Source organism: Flavobacterium sp. GW821-FHT11G01 (assembly GCF_058808175.1).
Genome location: NZ_JBXARK010000002.1, coordinates 178541 through 198542, shown reverse-complemented (window position 1 = coordinate 198542; position 20002 = coordinate 178541). Strand labels below are relative to the sequence as shown.

15 protein-coding genes are annotated in these 20002 nt (G+C 31.6%); 10 read left to right on the top strand and 5 right to left on the bottom strand.

What is annotated here, in order from left to right; translation table 11 throughout:
- Window positions 1-66 precede the first annotated feature (66 nt).
- The 5 genes from AC1RRN_RS04635 to AC1RRN_RS04615 all read left to right on the top strand — a co-directional run bounded on the left by AC1RRN_RS04635 (window position 67) and on the right by AC1RRN_RS04615 (window position 4405).
- Complete coding sequence (locus tag AC1RRN_RS04635; RefSeq protein WP_072972949.1) at window positions 67-606, top strand: IS1096 element passenger TnpR family protein; 540 nt, start codon at window positions 67-69, stop codon at window positions 604-606.
- A 113-nt stretch (window positions 607-719) separates the two neighbouring features.
- Window positions 720-1079 (top strand): four helix bundle protein, encoded by a 360-nt coding sequence (locus tag AC1RRN_RS04630; protein ID WP_492966179.1) that lies wholly within the window; start codon window positions 720-722, stop codon window positions 1077-1079.
- Between the two features lie 42 nt (window positions 1080-1121).
- Window positions 1122-2180 (top strand): nucleoid-associated protein, encoded by a 1059-nt coding sequence (locus AC1RRN_RS04625; RefSeq protein WP_026984812.1) that lies wholly within the window; start codon window positions 1122-1124, stop codon window positions 2178-2180.
- 207 nt (window positions 2181-2387) lie between these two features.
- Entirely contained in the window at window positions 2388-3428 is a 1041-nt protein-coding gene (locus tag AC1RRN_RS04620; protein ID WP_492966178.1) for a hypothetical protein, read from the top strand.
- An 11-nt stretch (window positions 3429-3439) separates the two neighbouring features.
- Entirely contained in the window at window positions 3440-4405 is a 966-nt protein-coding gene (locus tag AC1RRN_RS04615; protein ID WP_492966177.1) for a hypothetical protein, read from the top strand.
- 69 nt (window positions 4406-4474) lie between these two features.
- Here AC1RRN_RS04615 and AC1RRN_RS04610 read toward each other — a convergent pair whose 3' ends face one another.
- Both AC1RRN_RS04610 and AC1RRN_RS04605 read right to left on the bottom strand, forming a co-directional pair.
- Entirely contained in the window at window positions 4475-5056 is a 582-nt protein-coding gene (locus AC1RRN_RS04610; RefSeq protein ID WP_492966176.1) for a TetR/AcrR family transcriptional regulator, read from the bottom strand.
- 73 nt (window positions 5057-5129) lie between these two features.
- Complete coding sequence (locus AC1RRN_RS04605; protein ID WP_492966175.1) at window positions 5130-5882, bottom strand: glucose 1-dehydrogenase; 753 nt, start codon at window positions 5880-5882, stop codon at window positions 5130-5132.
- A 227-nt stretch (window positions 5883-6109) separates the two neighbouring features.
- Here AC1RRN_RS04605 and AC1RRN_RS04600 point away from each other — a divergent pair, with 227 nt between their 5' ends.
- Window positions 6110-8479, top strand: coding sequence for a GAF domain-containing protein (locus AC1RRN_RS04600; RefSeq protein WP_492966174.1), 2370 nt, complete (start codon window positions 6110-6112; stop codon window positions 8477-8479).
- A gap of 17 nt (window positions 8480-8496) precedes the next feature.
- Here AC1RRN_RS04600 and AC1RRN_RS04595 read toward each other — a convergent pair whose 3' ends face one another.
- The gene (locus tag AC1RRN_RS04595) at window positions 8497-9681 is read right to left on the bottom strand and encodes a Pycsar system effector family protein (RefSeq protein WP_492966173.1); all 1185 of its coding nucleotides are present in this window, start codon (window positions 9679-9681) and stop codon (window positions 8497-8499) included.
- 26 nt (window positions 9682-9707) lie between these two features.
- Between AC1RRN_RS04595 and AC1RRN_RS04590 the strand changes: the two genes are divergently transcribed.
- Complete coding sequence (locus AC1RRN_RS04590; RefSeq protein ID WP_492966172.1) at window positions 9708-13442, top strand: metallophosphoesterase; 3735 nt, start codon at window positions 9708-9710, stop codon at window positions 13440-13442.
- Window positions 13443-13630: 188 nt separating this feature from the next.
- Here AC1RRN_RS04590 and AC1RRN_RS04585 read toward each other — a convergent pair whose 3' ends face one another.
- Window positions 13631-14491, bottom strand: coding sequence for a hypothetical protein (locus AC1RRN_RS04585; protein ID WP_492966171.1), 861 nt, complete (start codon window positions 14489-14491; stop codon window positions 13631-13633).
- A 60-nt stretch (window positions 14492-14551) separates the two neighbouring features.
- On the bottom strand, window positions 14552-15604 hold the full coding sequence (locus AC1RRN_RS04580) for a hypothetical protein (protein WP_492966170.1): 1053 nt from the start codon (window positions 15602-15604) through the stop codon (window positions 14552-14554).
- Between the two features lie 109 nt (window positions 15605-15713).
- Here AC1RRN_RS04580 and AC1RRN_RS04575 point away from each other — a divergent pair, with 109 nt between their 5' ends.
- Genes AC1RRN_RS04575 through AC1RRN_RS04565 form a run of 3 tightly spaced genes read left to right on the top strand, consistent with a single transcriptional unit; the run spans window position 15714 to window position 19809 of the window.
- A complete protein-coding gene (locus tag AC1RRN_RS04575) occupies window positions 15714-16625 on the top strand; it encodes an ABC transporter ATP-binding protein (RefSeq protein ID WP_492966169.1) in 912 nt (303 codons plus the stop codon).
- A 3-nt stretch (window positions 16626-16628) separates the two neighbouring features.
- A complete protein-coding gene (locus tag AC1RRN_RS04570) occupies window positions 16629-17465 on the top strand; it encodes an ABC transporter permease (RefSeq protein ID WP_492966168.1) in 837 nt (278 codons plus the stop codon).
- Between the two features lie 13 nt (window positions 17466-17478).
- Window positions 17479-19809, top strand: coding sequence for a T9SS type B sorting domain-containing protein (locus AC1RRN_RS04565; protein WP_492966167.1), 2331 nt, complete (start codon window positions 17479-17481; stop codon window positions 19807-19809).
- Window positions 19810-20002: the final 193 nt, after the last annotated feature.

Sequence of the window (20002 nt, the reverse complement as noted above, 5' to 3'; positions counted from 1 at the left end):
CGTAATTCAGAATTCGTATTTCGTTTTTTATATTTTACCTTTGACCTCTCAATAAAAACAAAGATTATGGTTTATAAATTTAGAGTAATTCTAGACGCCGAAGAAGATATTTTTAGAGACATTGCAATTCTTGAAGATGATACTCTTGAAGATTTACACAATGCGATCTTCAACGCTTTTGGTTTTGACGGAACTGAAGTTGCTTCATTTTATACTTGCGATGAAACTTGGAATCAGGAAGATGAAATTCCGCTTTTTGATACTGGCGACGTTCCTGGTGAACAAAGAACCATGAACGATTATCCACTATCTTCTATTTTAGATAAAGAAAATACCAAAATCATCTACGTGTACGATTTCATCAGTATGTGGACTTTCTTAGTTGAATTAGCGGCTATTGACGAAGAATCTGTTGGAGCTATTTATCCTGAAACACTATTCTCTCACGGAGAAATGCCGGATGAAGCCACAGAAAAAACTTTCGAAGCTGATATGCACGATGATATCTACGGCGAATTTGAAGATGATCTTGACGAAGATGATCTTGATATGTTCGAAGGCGATGACAGCTTTGAAGATTATGGATTTGAGGAGAATTGGAATTAGGAGAAAGGTACAAAGTTGCAGAGGCTCAAAGGTTCAGAGGCTTTTCTTTAAATCTTTGATTTAAAAATGTAGGAATATTTTTATTTTTGTATTTAATTTTTTAAATACAAAATATGAAAACTTTTCGAGACCTTTTGATCTGGCAAAAATCTATGAACTTAGTTACTGAAATCTACCAATTAACAAATTCATTTCCGAAAGAAGAAATTTATGGACTATCTTCACAAATTAGAAGAAGTGCAATATCAATACCAAGTAATATAGCGGAAGGTTATGGAAGAGATGGAAATAGTGATTATTTACGATTTTTAAACATCTCTATTTCTTCATTGTTTGAAATACAAACACAACTTGAAATTTCATATAATCTAAAATATATTAATCAAATTCAATTTAATAAGACAAATGGAGAAAGCAGAGAAATAGAGCGAATGTTAAGTGCTTTTATTAGAAAAATAAAAGATAGAAAATAACCTTTGTCCCTTTGAACCTCTGCAACTCTGAACCTAAAAAATATGATCAACCTTTTCAACACCCACATCGAGACGCTTGCGATACACCGCGTAGGAAACAAAAGCAGAAACGAAGCGATTTTTTTATCGGAACAGCCTTTTAATTTGAATGATGAAATCGTGCCTTTGATAAAAGAGTACTTTTTTAAGCCTTTTAGAGAGAAAGAAGAAAACTACTATCAGTTTGCGCACGAAGTCGATTTGGATTACAACGACATGTTTAAATATGCGACTGAGATTTTCACCAATCCGGGGAATTTGCAAGAGATCTCAAAAAAAATTACTACACATTTATTTGAGCAGTCGAACCATCCGCACATTAAAAACGGAGAAGTTTACGTGACTTACTTAACCAATTTGAGTATCGATAACAATGTTGTTGATGCTATCGGAATTTTTAAAAGCGAGTTACAAGCCGACTTTTTACAATTTGAAGAAAAAGACAGCAATCTTGAAATGATTTTACAGCAAGGTATTAACCTGAGCAAACTAGATAAAGGATGTTTAATTTTCAACTATAAAAAAGAAGAAGGATATAAAATTCTAACCGTTGATAGTAACCGTTATGATGCGCGTTACTGGTTAGAGCACTTTTTATCTGTTGATGCTTTTGAAGATGAAAATTTCATCACAAAGAAATATTTAAAATTCTGTCAAAACTTCGCAAAAGATGTTGTTTTGCCAGCTGAAGACAAGAAAGAGGAAGTAATGTTTATGAACCGATCTGTGAATTATTTCGCTAAAAATGATCAATTCGAAGAACAAAATTTCCTGAATGAAGTATTAGACAATCCAGACTTAATTCCTGAATTTAAAAACTATAAAGTTGATAAGGGAGAAAAATACAGCATCGAAGATGTAACCTCATTCCCTATTGCCAACGCAGCAGTTTCTGACGCCAGAAAATCGATTAAAAATGTTATTAATCTGGATACTCACATTCAGATCAAAATGGATTTTATCAACCCTGAAAGCGCAGAAAAATTTGTTGAAAAAGGCTGGGATGAAGAAAAACAAATGTATTACTACTTAGTATATTTCAATAAAGAAGAAAAAAGCTAAGAAGTCATTCATTTTCTATTACTTACTTACTAAAACAGAAAACGGCAATTACATATGTAATTGCCGTTTTTTTATTTGGATTTTCCTCTTTATAAAAAATTTACTTGTTAATAATACATTTATTTTTATATTCGTCAAATATAATTTTACAATTTATTTTTAACATTAATACACGATAGCCTATATAAAACCAATACCTCCCCAAATATGAGAATAGTTTTTGGTCAACGAAATTTTAAAATTAAAGAGCTTAATTCGCATGAATTTGGCTTTACTACGGAACAACATAACCATTTCGATATAGAAATTCGGCAAAGTTATTTTCATATTTACTGGATTCCATTTTTTGGAACAGGAAAAATATGGGCCGTAAGAAAAGATGGACAACTATATGAGCTTCCTGCTCATTATATTTACGAAATAAAAAAAAGGCAGAAAATTAGAAGCCCTTGGTACACTTATACCTGGCCAATTCTAATTTGCCTCGGATTTCTTATTTATTTCCTTGCTGAACAGGTAAAAGAAAATAATTATCACAAACAAGATATTAAATATTTCAATGAAAATGTTCAGTTATTGGACAATTATATTGATAATCCTACTGTAAACGAATTCTTTACACTCCAGGATACCAAGGAAGATACATCTGAATCTAAAATGTATTTAAAAGTAGAAAAAGTATATTCTGATCGAATTTTATTTACACTGATTCCTGGCTTTTTTCTTAATTCAACGCAAGTAGAATTAGAAGAATGTTACAATGCTAACAAAGACAACTTAGACACCATTTCAATATCAAAAACAGCATTAAAAAAGGCTGTAAACAAAGATTATGATGCTTCTAAAACATATAATTACAAAGGCGAAAATCTTCTAAAATCAAATAGATTATATGTATTGACTTCAGTAGAAAAAAAATTCCAGCCTAAAATAAACATTGCACAAACCTATAGCGACTATAAAGTAATTCAGATTGAACTCACGAACAGTAGTACTGCTTTTAAGATTATATCCATTAAAAATGTTACCAATTCTATACCCTGGAATACAAAATTACCTCTAGAAGTAGCTGCCGGAACAAAATCAAAACCTACAAAATTTATTCTGGAGAATACTGAAAGTGATAATTTTAGCTTCTATAATAATAAGGATTATAGTTTTCAGGTTACAATTCTGGATTCTAATAATATTGAACATTCATTTCTAATTAAAGGTAGTGGTTCTTCAAATTTTATTTTCTCATCTTAAATCCCCAAATTATGAATATTATTAAAACCCTAAAATGGTATTTAGTCGCTCTGACAATTCTTGTCTCAACTTTCTTTTTGTTCCCTGAAACGGATTACAATTCTTTAGGCTGGTCAATTGGAGTTATCAGTTCGCTATTAATCGCATTTTTTGTTTTTCTTGGAATTACAAAAACAGATTCGATCAGTGAATTATTTTATTTTGATTCAGATGATCCAAACTTAAACAGTGCGACTAATTTTTTAATTCCGATTGCTGTTTTTATTTTCGGATCTATTTTTATCAATATAAATTTCAGCAAACGTCTGGAAGAAAAAATTAGAAAAGAAGGTATTATTGCGAAAGCAACTATTGATAGCGGCTTTTCTGAGACAACACAATCCTCCAGAAGTAGTTATACAGACCATACACTTGCCTTAACTTTAACTACTGATGATAATGTCGAACATAAACTTATAGCTGAGGATATCTCCGCAGAAGCTTATTCAAAAGTAGGCGTTGGTCTTGATGTTGATATTATTTATTTACCTAAAAATCCACAAATTTTCAGGGTTATAGTAGATGACGAATCGATAAAAAAATACAAACATATTTCTAATCGGGACATAGAATTTAAAGACCTGGAGAAATTAATTGCTCTAAAAGAGCCTTCAAAATTAGAAAAAGAACTAAATAAATTGAGCAGCGGATGGCAACCACATCAAACCGACAATCCTGGGATTAGTTATGTAAATCTGCTAAAAAAAGAAGCCATTTTTTTAAACACAACTGATGGAGTATTAATGTATATGCATGATCAAAATAATATTACAAGCCGTTTTGAAATACCAAAAGAAAGAATTTTAAAAGAGCTTTCGGACTCTTCTGCTGTTTCTTACGAACTTGATAAATACTTTGTTCAAAAACAAACTGAATCAAAAGTGGGAGAAAGTAACCGATTTTCTGTCATCGAAAAAGTAATAATGAGAACAAAATAGGTTCTCATTTATGGAATAAAAAAGGCAGATCCATGGATCTGCCTTTTTTATTTTGAATGCTTTCTACTATTATAATACCGAAAACATTGCTTTTACAATATCGTCGTAAACTTGTTTGTCTCTTTCACCTGTTCTGGCCAAAACACGAATTCCCGAATAATTATTAAAGATAAATCGAGCTAAAGTTCTGGCATCTATCTTCTTAGAAATATGTCCTGCATTCTGACCTTTCTGAACTGCATTTGTAAAAACTTCTTCCATAACCTGGCTATTATTTTTTACAATTTTTCCAATTTCTTCATCATGCATCGCAAGTTCTACAGACGAGTTTACCATAAAGCAGCCTTTAGTAATCCGGTCTTCAAGGCTTTCTAGAACAGCTTGTTTGAAAATATCGTGCAAAGTTTCTTTTATGTTCTCAGATTCATCAAAAAGTTTTACAATTTGATCCTGCGCATTTTTTTGATAACGTTGCAAGGATTGAGCAAAGAGTTTTTGTTTATCACCAAAAGTATCATACAAACTAGAGCGACTTAAACCTAAATATATAACTAAATCCTGAGCCGAAGTTCCGTTATACCCTTTGTGCCAAAATATCTCAATTGCTTTGTCTAAAGCTTGCTCTTCATTAAATTCTTTTGTTCTTGCCATGACTTTTAAATTGAATTATTTTACAAAGATATAAAAAATACGGAACAATCATTCCTGAATTTTCGTAAAAAAATTATAATACTGTGTTTACAGTAAGTCCTCCATCAACAACAATTTCTGTTCCTGTAATGAATGAAGCATCATCTGAAGCCAGGAAACTAATTGTTTTGGCAACCTCAGAGGCTTGTCCAAATCGTTTTAATAAAATCTTTTGTCCTAACGCAGCACCTAAACCTTCTACTTCTTCTTTTTCTAAACCAACTTTTCCATACAAAGGTGTTTCAATTGGACCAGGAGAAACTGCATTTACTCTAATTTTTCTTGGTGCTAATTCTCCGGCAAATATTCTGTTTAAAGATAAAACTGCTGCTTTACTTGCTCCATATACACTTGAACCAGGCATTCCTAATTGAGCATTTACTGAAGTATTAAAAATAATAGATCCACCATCGTTTAAAATTGGCAATACTTTTTGAACGGTAAAATAAACCCCTTTTACATTCACATTCATAATACTGTCATAATGCTCTTCTGAAGCTAAATCTACCGGAGCAAAAGCTGCAATTCCTGCATTTAAAAATAAGATATCAACTTTTCCGAATTTTGCTTTAACTTCATCAACTAAATTATCAATTGATTTTAAATCTGATTGATCTGCAACGATTCCGATTACGCCCAATTCTTGTTCGGCTTTTATTAAAGCTTCTTTGTTTCTTCCTGTTACAATTACTTTTGCTCCTTTTGCAATTAATTCGGCGGCTGCTGCATACCCAATTCCGCTGTTTCCTCCAGTTACAATTGCAACTTTGTTTTCTAAATTTTTCATTTTTTTATTGTTTTAAATTATTGATTATTGAAATATTATGGTACAAAGATATAATAACGGAACGATCGTTCCGTTATTATTAATGTTAATATTTAGTTAAAATAATTTAAATTATTCTAAACGCTCTATTTATAAGGCGTTGCGTCTATAGTACCATAGGCGAAAGAAATCATTAAATGACAAACATTCTTAATATTTGCTTAATTTTGTATTCTAAACAAAAACAAATGGAACGTCTTTTACTTAACGAAAGCCCTTTCGAAACGATAATTTCCTTTCACAAATTAATTGAGTCTTTTGAACAAATTGCTTTATCAGATGTTGACTATAGATCTAATTACGCCAAAGCTATTTTAAAAGAGGTTGAAAAATATCCTGAATTTAGAACTGGAATAAAGGATTACAGTACGATCAAAAATAATGAAGCGCTAATCAAAAACTTAGTAGCTGATTTATTCCCTACTGCTTTAACTCAGAATGAAATAAAAGCAATCACAATTCCTTTTCAAAATTTATCATTCAATTATACCGAACGTTTCAAGAAAATTTTAAGAAATGCAGGGGACGAATTTTATATGGAAATTCGTGATTTTGATGATCATCAATTCTATATCAGTAATTGTTGTTTGATTTTGAGCAGTTATTACAAACAAAAGATAGATTTCAATAAACCTTTTTTCTATGATATTCCAGATGAAGAAGGCGTAGAAAAACATTATCGTATTTTATATAATGCTGATTTCATGGAAATTACTCCCAATGAAAAAGCAGTAGAACTTTCTCAGGATGATATTGATCTTTTAATTGATAATTATAATGATATTGAATTATGGAAGTCTAAGTTTCCGTCAAAAAGCTGGACTTTAAAAGGTTTTGGAATTGTTTCCTTATTTGATGCTACAACAGAAAGTGCTATTTCGAATTTAAAAAGCAACTTGTTAAAACCAGACACTAAAACAGTTGCATCAAATGATATAATCGAAAATATTTTTAGATCGATCTTTAAACTACCGAATCTGCAAGTTGGTTTTATTATCTATAATCCTGAAGAAGAAAAATTCATCAGACCCATTAAATTTGATAATCAAATGCCAAGTTTTCTACTTTCACAAGAACAGGAAGTAGATTGCAAAAATGCGCTGTTTGGATGTTCTTTTGAAAATTTATTAGATAAAAAAGAACCTTTTGTAATTTCTAATGTAAAGAAATTTACAGAAGAATCTCCAAATAAAATATTGGGCGAGCACTTGCTAAAACAAAATATTCAAAGCTGTGTTTTTGCACCAGTTATAAAAGAAGGCCATTTATTGGGCGTTGTCGAATTAGTTTCTGAAAATCCGAGAGATTTAAATAGTGTAAATGCAACAAAACTCGAATTGGTTCTGCCGTATTTAACAGATACGATCGATCGTTATAATACAGATATGCAGCACCAGATCGAAGCGATCATTCAACGCGAATACACCACTATTCACCCAAGTGTTTATTGGAAATTCAGAAAAGAATCTCAAAATTATTTCCAAAATACCAATCATACAAAGGATTATATTTTTAAAGAAATCGTCTTTAAAAATGTATATCCATTGTATGGACAAATTGATATTAAAGGTTCATCTGAACATCGAAATGAAACCGTAAAAAGAGATTTAAAAAGTCAGCTTAATACACTTTTGGAAATTTTTGATAACCAAAAACCAAATTCAAACCTGATTCTTTTGGAACAAAGAAAATTTGAGTTGGAATCGCTCCGAAATGAATTGGATTTTCCGTTAAAAGCAGATACCGAACAACACATTCAGAGATATATTGAAGACGAAATTCATCCAATTTTAAAAAACACCAAAGGCAATGCCAAAAACGAGAAATTAGAGGAACTGTACTTTGAAAATCTGGATGAAAAAACAGGATTGTTTTATCAGGAAAGAAAGAAATTTGATAATGCAATGTCTATTATCAATAAAAAACTTGCTTCTGTCTTAGATAAAAAACAACTGGAAGCGCAACAAATTTATCCTCATTATTACGAGCGTTTTAAAACAGATGGTGTTGAACATAATTTATACATTGGGGCATCAATTTCGCCAACAAAACCTTTTGATATTATGTATTTGCACAACTTGCGTTTGTGGCAATTACAAACTTTATGCGAAATGGAATTAGAGCATCATCAGCTTAAAGAATCGCTTCCGTATGAATTAGATGTGACTTCTTTAATTTTGGTTTTCAGTGCGCCGCTTTCGATTCGTTTTAGAATGGATGAAAAACGTTTTGATGTTGACGGAACTTACAATGCAAGATATGAAGTTGTAAAAAAACGAATTGATAAAGCCAATATCAAAGGAACTAAAGACCGAATTACTGAGAAAGAAAAAATCACAATCGTTTATTCTCAAAACAATGAAGAGACTGAATATTTGAAATACATCAAATATCTACAGCACAAAAAAATACTTGAACCTGCTATCGAGCAGTTCGAAGTTGAAGATCTTCAGGGTGTTTCAGGATTAAGAGCGATTCGCGTAAAAGTGATTAATAACACTGCCAATCCAGCATCAAAAAAAATTACTTATCAGGATTTATTAGATGAGCTCAACTAAATTAGTTGAGCTTATTTTTATGCTCCTACTCCTTTAAAGGCAATTACGAACGCAATTACAGTTACGATTATGCCGACCATGAAAATATTGTAAGCGATTCTAAGTAAGTTATATTTTCGTTGTAAAACCAATCCGAGATAATATAAATCTTTGATCATGGTCGAATACAAATAATCACGATCTTTCATCATTTCGTTCATTGCCCAATCGTATTCTTCTAAAGGCATTTTGTAAAAATTTCCAAAAAACAATAAATTTATTTTTTTTGCTTCGATATCTTCACGGGTAAAAAAACCTGTGGTTACTTTTGGGCGTGTAGAAAGAATAGCAAAAATAATGGTAACGACACTTGACATCAGCATGATGAAAGTTGGAATCACCAAATGTGCATTTTTGGGACTGTCTAATTTTGGGATAATAGATGAAAGTGCAATCGAAATAATAATGGCATTTACAGACAACAAAATATTGGCTTTACTATCAGCAATGCCACTTAATCGCGTATGATTTCCTAAAGTTACCCTGAACAAAGTATCGACACCACGATCCGGTTTTTCTACTTTATCTTTCTTTTTATTTTCTTCTTCGATTTTATCAGCTTCTTTCTTTTCTTGTTTTTCTATTCTTTTCTGTACCAAAAGTATGTTTCTTTCTTTGAGAGGCTGCCATTTTTTCAATGCAAAATCGGTATAAAAACGATGTTTATTCATTAAAAAACTCATATTCTCTTTTGCCCATTCTGTATTTGAATAAGAAACATTAAAAGCATTTTTTAATTCCATGCGTAACAATTCACATGTAATCTCATATTCAGTTCCCATAAGATGTGCATAATCAGCATCTTTTATAATTTTTTCCAGATGTGTTTTCGGAATATATTCTTTAACGGTCGCCAGAATTAAGGTAGAAACTTTTTCGATAAAATCATCAGATTGCCCTTTCTCTCTCAAAAAAGCAGTCGCAATTTTTACACTTTCCTTTTCATGGTTTTCAAAACCAACAATATATCCGGTATCATGAAACCAGGCGGCCACAAGAAGAAGCTCTTTTTCTTCTCCTTTAACTTCTTCTTTTTTGCATAACTCTTTTACAGCACTTACAACTGTTAAAGTATGATTGAGATTATGATAAGAATATAAATTAGAAAGTTTATCTTTGAGTAAATTACTGACGAAATCTTCGGATTGTTCTATAAGATTCATTGAAAATGTTTTTATACCACTAAATTATGAAATTGTTTTTGGATAACCATTTTATTACGAAGATTAAAACTTATTCTTTTGTAATAACCTTACTGCTTTTACTAAATTCCTGTGCGACACATAAAGCGCAATATGGCAAAAATGTAAGTGCTAACGAAACGGAGAACGCAACAGATACCATAAAAATTGCCCATACTCTTTATTTAGTTGGAGATGCCGGAAATGCGGATGAAGAGCAAGCACAGCAAACACTCGAATTATTACACCAGAAACTTAAAAAAGCGAATAAAAAATCGACTTTGGTATTTTTAGGTGATAATATATATCCGAAAGGCTTTCCTGCGGATAAAAATGATTCTGAAAAAGCGTTGGCTGAAACCAAATTGACCAATCAATTAAAATTAACTAAAGGATTTAAAGGAAAAACCATTGTAATTCCTGGAAATCATGATTGGTATAATGGCATAAAAGGTTTAGAAAATCAGGCAGATTTTGTTACCAAATATCTTAATGATAAAAAAGCATTTTTGCCAAGAAAAAGCTGTCCTATTGAAGATGTAAAAATTGATAGTACCGCTACATTAGTTACCATTGACAGTGAATGGTTTCTGGAAGATTGGGACAATCATCCAACAATAAATGATAATTGTGATATTAAAACCCGTGAAGATTTTTTTGATGTACTGGAAAGCATCTTAAATAAAAATCAGGAAAAAACCGTAATTCTGGCCATTCATCATCCATTATTAAGTAATGGATCACATGGAGGACAATATTCCTGGGAAAAACAATTATTTCCTTTGGAGAAAAAGATTCCGCTACCTGTAATTGGTTCTTTTATTAATTTGCTTCGAAAGACTTCCGGAGCAAGTCCGCAGGATCTTCAAAACAAGCAATATACCATTTATGCTAAGCGAATTAAAACGTTGCTGCAAGGGCAGAAAAATGTTATTGTAGTTTCCGGACATGACCATAATTTACAATATGTAAACAAGGAAAACATCACGCAGGTTATTAGCGGTGCCGGATCTAAATCTGAAGCGGCAAGAGCAATCAATCCAAATGATTTTTCGTATGGTGGCAATGGATATGCAACATTGACTTTATTTAAAAGCGGTGATGCAAAAGTAACTTTCTTTGGAAATGAAAATAATCACGAAAAAATGCTTTTTGAACGTGAAATCATAAAGGCTAAAGAAATTAACTGGGCTTCAAATGTTTCGAATAAATTTCCGTCAACAGTTAATACTTCTATCTATTCAACTAAAATGACAGATAAAAGTATGTTTCACAAATTCTTGTTCGGGCAACATTACAGAAAGTATTACAGCATGCCTATTGAGGCCAGAACCGCTACTTTAGACACCTTGATGGGCGGTTTAAAACCTATTCGCGAAGGTGGAGGACATCAATCTGTCTCTTTAAGAATGTCTGATCCAAAAGGAAGAGAATATGTAATGCGTGCTATGAAAAAAAGTGCTACCGTATTTTTACAGTCAGTTGCTTTTAAAGATCAATACGTTGTCAATGATTTTGAACAAACTTATGCTGAAGATTTTCTTTTAGATTTTTATACTACAACGCATCCTTATACTCCTTTTGCAATTGCTAGTTTATCAGATCAATTGGGGCTTTTACATACTAATCCGGTTTTATATTATATTCCGAAACAAGAAGGACTTAAAGAATTCAACTCTAATTTTGGAGATCAATTGTATATGGTTGAAGAAAGACCTGCTGATAATCATCTGGATGGAAAAAACTTTGGGAAACCGACTAATATTATTAGTACAGACGATATGATGGCCAATCTTCATAAAGACGAGAAATATTCAGTTGATGAAAAAGAATATATGAAAGTCCGCTTATTTGATATGCTTATTGGCGATTGGGACAGGCATAGCGATCAATGGCGTTGGGCAGAACACAAAATTGGAGATAAAGTAGTCTACACTCCTATTCCACGCGATCGTGATCAGGCTTTTCCTAAATATGACGGAACTTTACTTTCTATTTTAATGAATGTTCCGGCTATTCGTCATATGCGAACTTTTAAAAACAAAATTGATAATGTAAAATGGCTTAACAGAGAACCTTATCCATTAGATTTGGCTTTCTTAAAAACTGCTGAAGAAAAAGACTGGATTGAACAGGCTAAATATATTCAGGAACATTTATCCGACAGCGATATTGATAACGCATTTAAAAATTTACCTAAAGAAGTTCAGGACGGAACAATTGAAGACATTAAACGAAAATTAAAAAACAGAAAAAAAGAGCTTCAGAAATATGCTTCAGAATATTCAGAGGTACTTGATAAAACTGTGATGATCGCAGGAACAGATAAAAAAGACAAATTTGTTTTGAATCATAATGCCCGAAAAAGTATTGAGATTCAGGTTTACAGAATGAAGAAAGAAGGTGATGAATTGATCTATACTAAAACAGTAAAAGATGACAAAACTAAAAATCTATGGATTTACGGATTAGATGATGCTGATGTTTTTCAGGTTACCGGAGAACAAAAATCTGATATTAAAATCCGTTTAATTGGAGGCCAGAACAATGATAGTTATAACATTGAAAATGGTAGAAAAGTTATTGTTTACGATTTTAAATCAAAAGAAAACACTTATAATCTAGATTCTAAAACCAAAACACAATTGACAGATGATTATGATGTTAACTTATACAATTACGAAAAACCAAAATATAACGTAGTTTCAGGATTACCCAATATTGGATATAACCCTGATGATGGAGTAAAAGTTGGTATTAATTTAAACTATACTGTAAATAACTTCAAACAAAATCCGTATACACAAAGACATGTTTTAAATGCTTTCTACTATTTTGCTACTGGTGGTTTGGAATTTAATTATGTTGCACATTTTCCTGGATTATTAGGTAAATGGGTTATTGATGTTGAATCATTATATACAACTCCAAATTTTGCAATGAACTATTTTGGATTCGGAAATGAAACGCAAAATAATGATGACGAGCTAGGCTTAGATTATAATCGTGTACGTATTCGAAAATTTAATGTTTCAGGCGCCATTAGACACGTTGGGCGCTATGGAAGTGAGTTTAGCGTGCAACCTATTTTCCAGAGAATGACAGTTGAAGAAACAGAAGACAGATATATTGATATTCCTAATATAGTTAACCCAACAGTTTTTGAGAGTCAGAATTATGGTGGTTTAAAAGTGAAATACCTCTTTAAAAATGCTGATTTTGCATCGAAACCAACTTTAGGAGTTGCCTTTATGGCTTCAGCAACCTGGCAAACCAATTTAAATGATACGAAACAAAATTTTCCAACAGTGGAAAGTATTTTAGGTTTTACACACAAACTTGATCATAACGGAAAACTGGTTTTAGCAACGCTTATAAAAGGAAAAGCCGTTTTAAATAATAATTTTGACTTTTATCATGGTGCTGCTTTAGGTGGAGATACTGATTTAAGAGGCTATAGAAACGAACGCTTTTTAGGAAATTCGTATTTCTCTCAGAGTTCTGATTTGAGATTTAGTATTGGTAAAATTCAACGAACTGTTGCTCCTTTGACTTACGGAATTTTAGGTGGTTTTGATTATGGAAGAATTTGGCTTGACGGCGAAGATTCTAAAAAATGGCATCAGGATTACGGAGGCGGACTTTGGTTGAATGCCATTAATGTCATAACTGCAAGAATCTCCTATTTTAAATCTCCTGATGAAGTAGGACGAGTTATTTTTGGAGCAGCTTATAGCTTTTAGAAAAAGTTGCTAAGGTTCTGAGATACTAAGGTTCTTAGGTTTTTTCTTAGATTCAAAGTTGCAAAGGTTCAAAGTAACAAAGGTTTTTTTTAGCCACGAATTCACGAATTTTTATTACAAATAATTCGTGAATTCGTGGCTAACTTTTTTCTTAGCATCTTAGCTACTTAGCATCTCAGGAGCTTAGATTATTTTAATTTGAATTCGTAGACCTTACCTCCTACTTTATTTGTTTTTTCATCGGCGATCAGTAAGGTGTTGTTGTCTTTAAAAACTATGGCTTCTTTTTGGGAAAAGTGATTGAGTTTTATTTCTGTTTGAGTGCCTTTGTGGAATAAATCTCCTTTGAAATTTTTAAACAAAACAATTTTATCGTGACTTAACAACACCACTTTTTTCCCGTCAGGACTAATGGTTGCACTGGTTAAAACACAATGATTGTAGTTGTTACAAGTTTTAAACTCGCCAATTTTAGTTGCTTTTTGAGTTCCTGCCTTATTTGATATTTTGTAAATAAAAGCAGTTCCGTCAAAGCCTTTACTTCGGTTTTTTGTAAATAAGTAAAAGTAGTTTTGATATTCAAAGAAACCTTCAACATCATAAAATAATTCTTTTTTCTTTGGAGGAAATTCTGTTTGTTCCGGATAGGAAAAAGAGATTTTATATTCGGCGGAAGCCAGATCTTTATTAAGTTGATTTTTATTTACTTTATAAATGCAAAGATCTTTCCGTTCATTATCATTATTTCCAAAATCACCTATATAAATATTTCCGCTTTTATCTTTAGTAATATCTTCCCAATCTACGTTTTTCGCATTTGAAATTGTAATGGTTTTATCTAATTTCCCTTCTGAATTTATAGCATAAATGGCATTTTTATTCCCACTATCTTCTAAAGTATAAATTAAGTTTTTTTCAGGAAAATAGGTAATACCAGAAACCTCTTTCAATTTTTTAGGCAACGAATACAGCGTTTTTAAATCATTATCTGATTGTTGCTGACAAGCCAATAAAACAAAAGAAGATACAATTAACAAAGACTTTTTCATAAGATTGTTTTTATTATTTATGTTGTCATCCTGAGAAACGAAGGATCACAAAATCATGTATTAAATTAAATTTGTGTTCTTAAAGTTACGCGTAATAAATTCAAATGCAGCGAACATAATATGTCCCATCGATTTGGCATTCTTAAATTTCATATCATTGGTATAACGATACAATTCCATTTTTAGTTGATTCAGATGTTCTTCTGTCGAAATGGTATCATGACACATAATATTCAATAATTTTTTAATTCTATTTTCGGCAGAATGAATACGTTTGGCCAAAATCGCTCTTTCTTCATCTTTATATTGAATAATTGAACGATCTTCTAATTTATCTTTTATGAGTTTTATCATCGGATAATTTTCCTTGAAAAACTGGGGGCGATATACTTTGAAATTCCCTTCATAACATTGCTGATCAAAATCAATTGGTCGTATTTTATAAACCACCTGATCAAAATCATGAATCGGGACAATCACATAATTGTATGCGCGCATGTCTCCTAAAAGCCTGATCATACAACGTTCATTGAATTTAACAAACTCTTTTGCAATTTGAGATTTTTCGGTTTCGGTACAACTATCCAATAAAGTATCCATGAAAACATCGCCCGGAATTCCGATAATATGTTCTTCGATTAAAGTATCTTTAAAAACTAAAAAGTTGATTTTATCAGGCGAAAGAATATCTTCTAATTCCAAACCATAGATCCTGGAAGCATCTGCTTTTTTAATATAAAAATGAACATAATTGTCATTGAGAATATTTCTGACTTTGATTCGAAAAGGTTTTGAATTTCCGAAAGTACAATAATCAATAGCATCAATATTTAGAAACTGAATAATCTCGCTGTTTCCATCAGAATGCAAAAGCGAGTAGATTTTTTTCAGATTTAAGTCAATTTCATTTCTTTCGAACTCACTGTAATAAACGCGAATCCATAAAGTATCTGTTTCGTTTTTATCGTAAACATTTATAGAACCGGCAAACCGCAATAAATCGTCATAGAACACTGATACCTTCGAAATACGTTCATAGCGTTCTAAATAACTTAAAAGAGAGGGTGTTAAAGGATAAGACGGTTTTTTTAAAACCATTAAAGGTTCGCTCATTTTTTAAATATCTTTATTACAAATTTACATCAATCGTGTGATATAAATAAATTTAGCGTAACAATATACAAGTTGAATCGTCATACTAAAAACTAAAACCGAAATAAATTTGGAAACCATTCTTACCATTGAAAATCTTAGTAAAAGATACGGGCGCATTCAGGCCTTAAAAAATGTATCTTTTGAAATACAGAAAGGCCGCGTTTATGGCATTTTGGGTCCTAACGGAAGTGGAAAATCAACTACTTTAGGAATTGTACTTAGCGTTGTAAACAGAACTTCGGGAAATTACCGTTGGTTTAATGGCCAGATGCAAACACACGAAGCCTTAAAAAAAGTGGGAGCAATTATAGAAAGGCCCAACTTTTACCCATATATGACGGCTGAAGAAAACCTGAAACTGGTTTGTAAAATAAAAAGTATCAATTATACTAAAATCAATGAAAAACTTGATCTAGTTGGTTTAACCGAAAGAAAAGACAGCAAGTTCAGTACATTTTCTTTAGGAATGAAACAACGTTTAGCTATTGCGTCGGCGCTTTTAAACGATCCTGAAATTTTAATTTTAGATGAACCAACAAATGGTTTAGATCCACAGGGAATTCATCAGATTCGTGATATTATTAAAAAAATTGCCTCACAGGGAACTACTATTTTATTGGCTTCGCATCTATTAGATGAAGTAGAAAAAGTCTGCTCACATGTAATTGTATTAAGAAAAGGAGAAATTTTATATTCAGGTTCAGTTGACGGAATGTCTGTAAATGAAGGTTTTTTTGAAGTTCAGGCCAATGATAATTTAGTTTTGAAAACAGCTTTACAACAGCATCCGGCTATAGACCGAATTACGGATGAAGAAGGAAAAGTTTTGGTGTATTTAAAATCAGAATTATCAGCATCGGAACTAAATCAGTTTTTGTTTTCTAAAAACATCACTTTAAGTCATTTAGTAAAACGCAAAAATAGTTTAGAAGCACAATTTTTAGAATTAACCAAAAACGCTACCATCCAAAAAAACTAAACCATGAACAGACTTATCTCTATAGAACTTCAAAAAATCTGGAAAAATAAAGCCAGTCGTATTCTTACTTTAACCTATTTCATTTTACTTTCATTTATCGCATTAATTGCGGCTATAAAATTTGACATTGGTCCATTTAAATTTCAGGCTGCTGAAATGGGCATTTTTAATTTCCCTTACATTTGGCATTTTAATACCTATGTTGCAGTATGGTTTAAACTTTTCCTGGCAATTGTCATAGTTTCTATGATGGCTAATGAATATACTTATGGGACCTTAAAACAAAATTTAATTGACGGTTTAAGCAAAAAAGAATTCATTTTATCAAAATTTCTAACTGTTTTACTTTACGCTATCCTCTCTACTATTTTTGTTTTTATAATGACTTTAATTTTAGGATTAAGTTTCTCATCCTATAACGAATTTGATATTGTTTTTAGTGATTTAGATTATTTATTGGCCTTTTTTGTAAATCTTTTAGGCTTTTTTTCCTTCTGTCTATTTATAGGTATCTTAGTAAAACGCTCTGCTTTTGCATTAGGTTTTCTTTTAGTGTGGTTTTTTATTGAACAAATCATAAAAGGACTGTTAGCGTTTCAAATTTTCCCAGATAGCGACACAGATAAATTATTTACGCGATTTCTTCCTTTAGAATCAATATCAAATCTTCTTATTGAACCAGGAACAAGATTGTCCTTAATAAAAAGTATCGGAAATCAAATGGGAACGCAAATTACAAAAGATTATGACGTACATTTTTCTTCAATTTTAATCGTTTTAGCCTGGACATTTTTATTTATTTACTTCTCATACAAATTATTAAAAAATAGGGATTTGTAGTATATTTGTTACTATGAATTATATTAAAAGCCTTTTGATTGGTGCATTTATCTGTTGTTTATCTGGTAAGATAAATGCACAATATATTAATATTAACGATCAAAAAACACCACAACAACTTGTTGAAGATATTTTAGTAAACAGTTCTTGTGTTTCGATTAGCAATGCTTCAGGAAAAGGAGATAATTTTACTCCCGGACAAAATAGTTTTGCCTATTTTAATGCCAGCACAAGTAAATTTCCTTTTCAGGAAGGTGTTGTTTTAACAACTTCTACAAGCAGAAATGCGGTTGGGCCTTATATTACTTACCTGGGCGAAGGAAATCCTCAATGGCTAGGTGACGCTGATTTGAATCAGGCTTTAGGAATCAATTCTATAAATGCGACGGTACTGGAATTTGACTATATTCCTCTGACTGATTTTTTAAGTTTCAACTATATTTTTGCTTCAAACGAATATCAATATTATTTTCCCTGTGAATATTCAGATGGATTTGCATTTTTAATAAAGGAAGAAGGAACAAATGATCCATATAAAAATTTAGCAGTATTACCAAATACTACTACACCAGTTTCTTCAACTATTGTTCACCCAAAAATAGACCCTGGATCAGCACCTAACGGAAGTCCATATAGTGGATGCCCAGCTATAAATGAAAACTATTTTAATGGTTTAAATAATAATAGAAGTCCGATAAACTATGCCGGTCAAACTGTGGTGATGAACGCACAGACCAGTGTTGTAACAGGAAAAAAATACCATATAAAATTAGTTATCGCCGATGATAAAAATAGATATTATGACTCGGCAGTCTTTTTAGAAGCCGGTAGTTTTGCTTCTAAAATTGATTTTGGTCCAGACCAGACTTCCCTGACCGATAATCCGATTTGTTATGGTACTCCAAAAATTTTAAATACAAATTTATCAGCTGCCTATTCCTATAAATGGTATAAGGATGGTGTTGTGATCAATTCAGCAAACCAACCATCTTATAGCCCAACTGAGTCAGGAACTTATAAAGTTGAAGCTACTTTAACACCTTCTATTTGTATGTTGACAGGAGAAATAAAAATTGAATTTGCACCCGAAATATTAACAACCAATACCTCTATTTATCAGTGTGATGACAATACAGATGGAATCTCAATTTTTAATCTGACGAAAGTCAATAACATTGTAAAAAACAATACTACCGAAAACATCAACCAAGGATTTTATGAAACATTAGCCAATGCTGAAGCCAAAACAAATCCTATTTTAACACCTGAAAAATATACTAACAAAACAACAAATCAGGTGGTTTATGCCAGAATTGAAAACAAATATGGCTGTTTTAAAATCGCCGAAGTGACCCTGCAAATTTCAAATAATAACATTGCAAATCAAAACCCGGTGGCAATTTGTGATGAAGATGACAATCAAGATGGTTTATATCAATTTGATCTTAATTCACAAGTAACGCCTCAGGTCACTTTAGGATTGCCAAACGGATTGATTGTTAATTATTTTTTAAATTCGAATGATGCATTAACAGAAACAAATCCTTTACCAAACCCATTTAAAAATACAACCGCTTTTAATCAGACTATTTACGCAAGAGTCATTAATGGATCTGATTGTTATGATATTGTCCCAATTACTCTTGTTGTAAATACTTTTGATCCTCCAAATTTTAAAGACGAAACTCAATATTTGTGCAATGGAGATGAAATTACCTTAAGTGTCGCAACTGGTTTCAATAGTTATCTATGGAATACCGGAAGTATGGCGAACTCGATAACAATAAATGCAATTGGTGATTATAGCCTAACTGTTACGAATAATAATGGTTGTGAAAAAACTAAAAAATACAAAATAGTTGCATCTGAGCCAGCAACTATAACAGGAGCTGTTATAAAGGATTTTTCTGCAAATGAAAATTCAGTTTTACTGGAATATACAGGTGTTGGAAACTATGAATTCTCATTAGATGGTGTATCTTTTCAGAATGAACCTTTATTTGATGGTGTAAATCCCGGAATTTATAATGCCATTGCACGAGATAAAAATGGCTGCGGACTTTCTAATTCTTATCAGGTAATTGTTTTAAATTATCCTAGATTTTTTACTCCTAATGGAGACAGCTATAATGATTTGTGGTTCATTAAAAATCTTGATCAGCTCCCAGACTATACGATTTCTATTTTCGACCGTTATGGGAAACTATTAAAGCAAATGAATCAAAACAGCAGCGGATGGACTGGATTATTTAACGGACAACAATTGCCCGCAGATGATTACTGGTTTAATTTAATTTTTTCTGATGGAAGAAGTGTCAAGGGACATTTTAGTTTAAAAAGATAATTTTTTTCGCGATAAATAACCATAGTTATTTATCTTATTATATCTGTGGCTTTTCATAAATTTTGAAAAAATAAATTTCGATAAATCTTAATTTCAAATATTTAAGAAGAAAAAAAACACTCTGTTTTTCAAAGAGACTAAAATAAAACTTATTTTTGGTTTGGGCGATTCGATTCATTACATCAACCAAGCC

Coding starts and splice junctions, on each gene's coding strand:
- AC1RRN_RS04600 (WP_492966174.1), top strand. CDS start 6,110: ATGGAACGTCTTTTACTTAACGAAAGCCCTTTCGAAACGATAATTTCC.
- AC1RRN_RS04590 (WP_492966172.1), top strand. CDS start 9,708: ATGAAATTGTTTTTGGATAACCATTTTATTACGAAGATTAAAACTTAT.
- AC1RRN_RS04595 (WP_492966173.1), bottom strand. CDS start 9,681: ATGAATCTTATAGAACAATCCGAAGATTTCGTCAGTAATTTACTCAAA.
- AC1RRN_RS04620 (WP_492966178.1), top strand. CDS start 2,388: ATGAGAATAGTTTTTGGTCAACGAAATTTTAAAATTAAAGAGCTTAAT.
- AC1RRN_RS04635 (WP_072972949.1), top strand. CDS start 67: ATGGTTTATAAATTTAGAGTAATTCTAGACGCCGAAGAAGATATTTTT.
- AC1RRN_RS04565 (WP_492966167.1), top strand. CDS start 17,479: ATGAATTATATTAAAAGCCTTTTGATTGGTGCATTTATCTGTTGTTTA.
- AC1RRN_RS04630 (WP_492966179.1), top strand. CDS start 720: ATGAAAACTTTTCGAGACCTTTTGATCTGGCAAAAATCTATGAACTTA.
- AC1RRN_RS04585 (WP_492966171.1), bottom strand. CDS start 14,491: ATGAAAAAGTCTTTGTTAATTGTATCTTCTTTTGTTTTATTGGCTTGT.
- AC1RRN_RS04610 (WP_492966176.1), bottom strand. CDS start 5,056: ATGGCAAGAACAAAAGAATTTAATGAAGAGCAAGCTTTAGACAAAGCA.
- AC1RRN_RS04580 (WP_492966170.1), bottom strand. CDS start 15,604: ATGAGCGAACCTTTAATGGTTTTAAAAAAACCGTCTTATCCTTTAACA.
- AC1RRN_RS04605 (WP_492966175.1), bottom strand. CDS start 5,882: ATGAAAAATTTAGAAAACAAAGTTGCAATTGTAACTGGAGGAAACAGC.
- AC1RRN_RS04570 (WP_492966168.1), top strand. CDS start 16,629: ATGAACAGACTTATCTCTATAGAACTTCAAAAAATCTGGAAAAATAAA.
- AC1RRN_RS04615 (WP_492966177.1), top strand. CDS start 3,440: ATGAATATTATTAAAACCCTAAAATGGTATTTAGTCGCTCTGACAATT.
- AC1RRN_RS04625 (WP_026984812.1), top strand. CDS start 1,122: ATGATCAACCTTTTCAACACCCACATCGAGACGCTTGCGATACACCGC.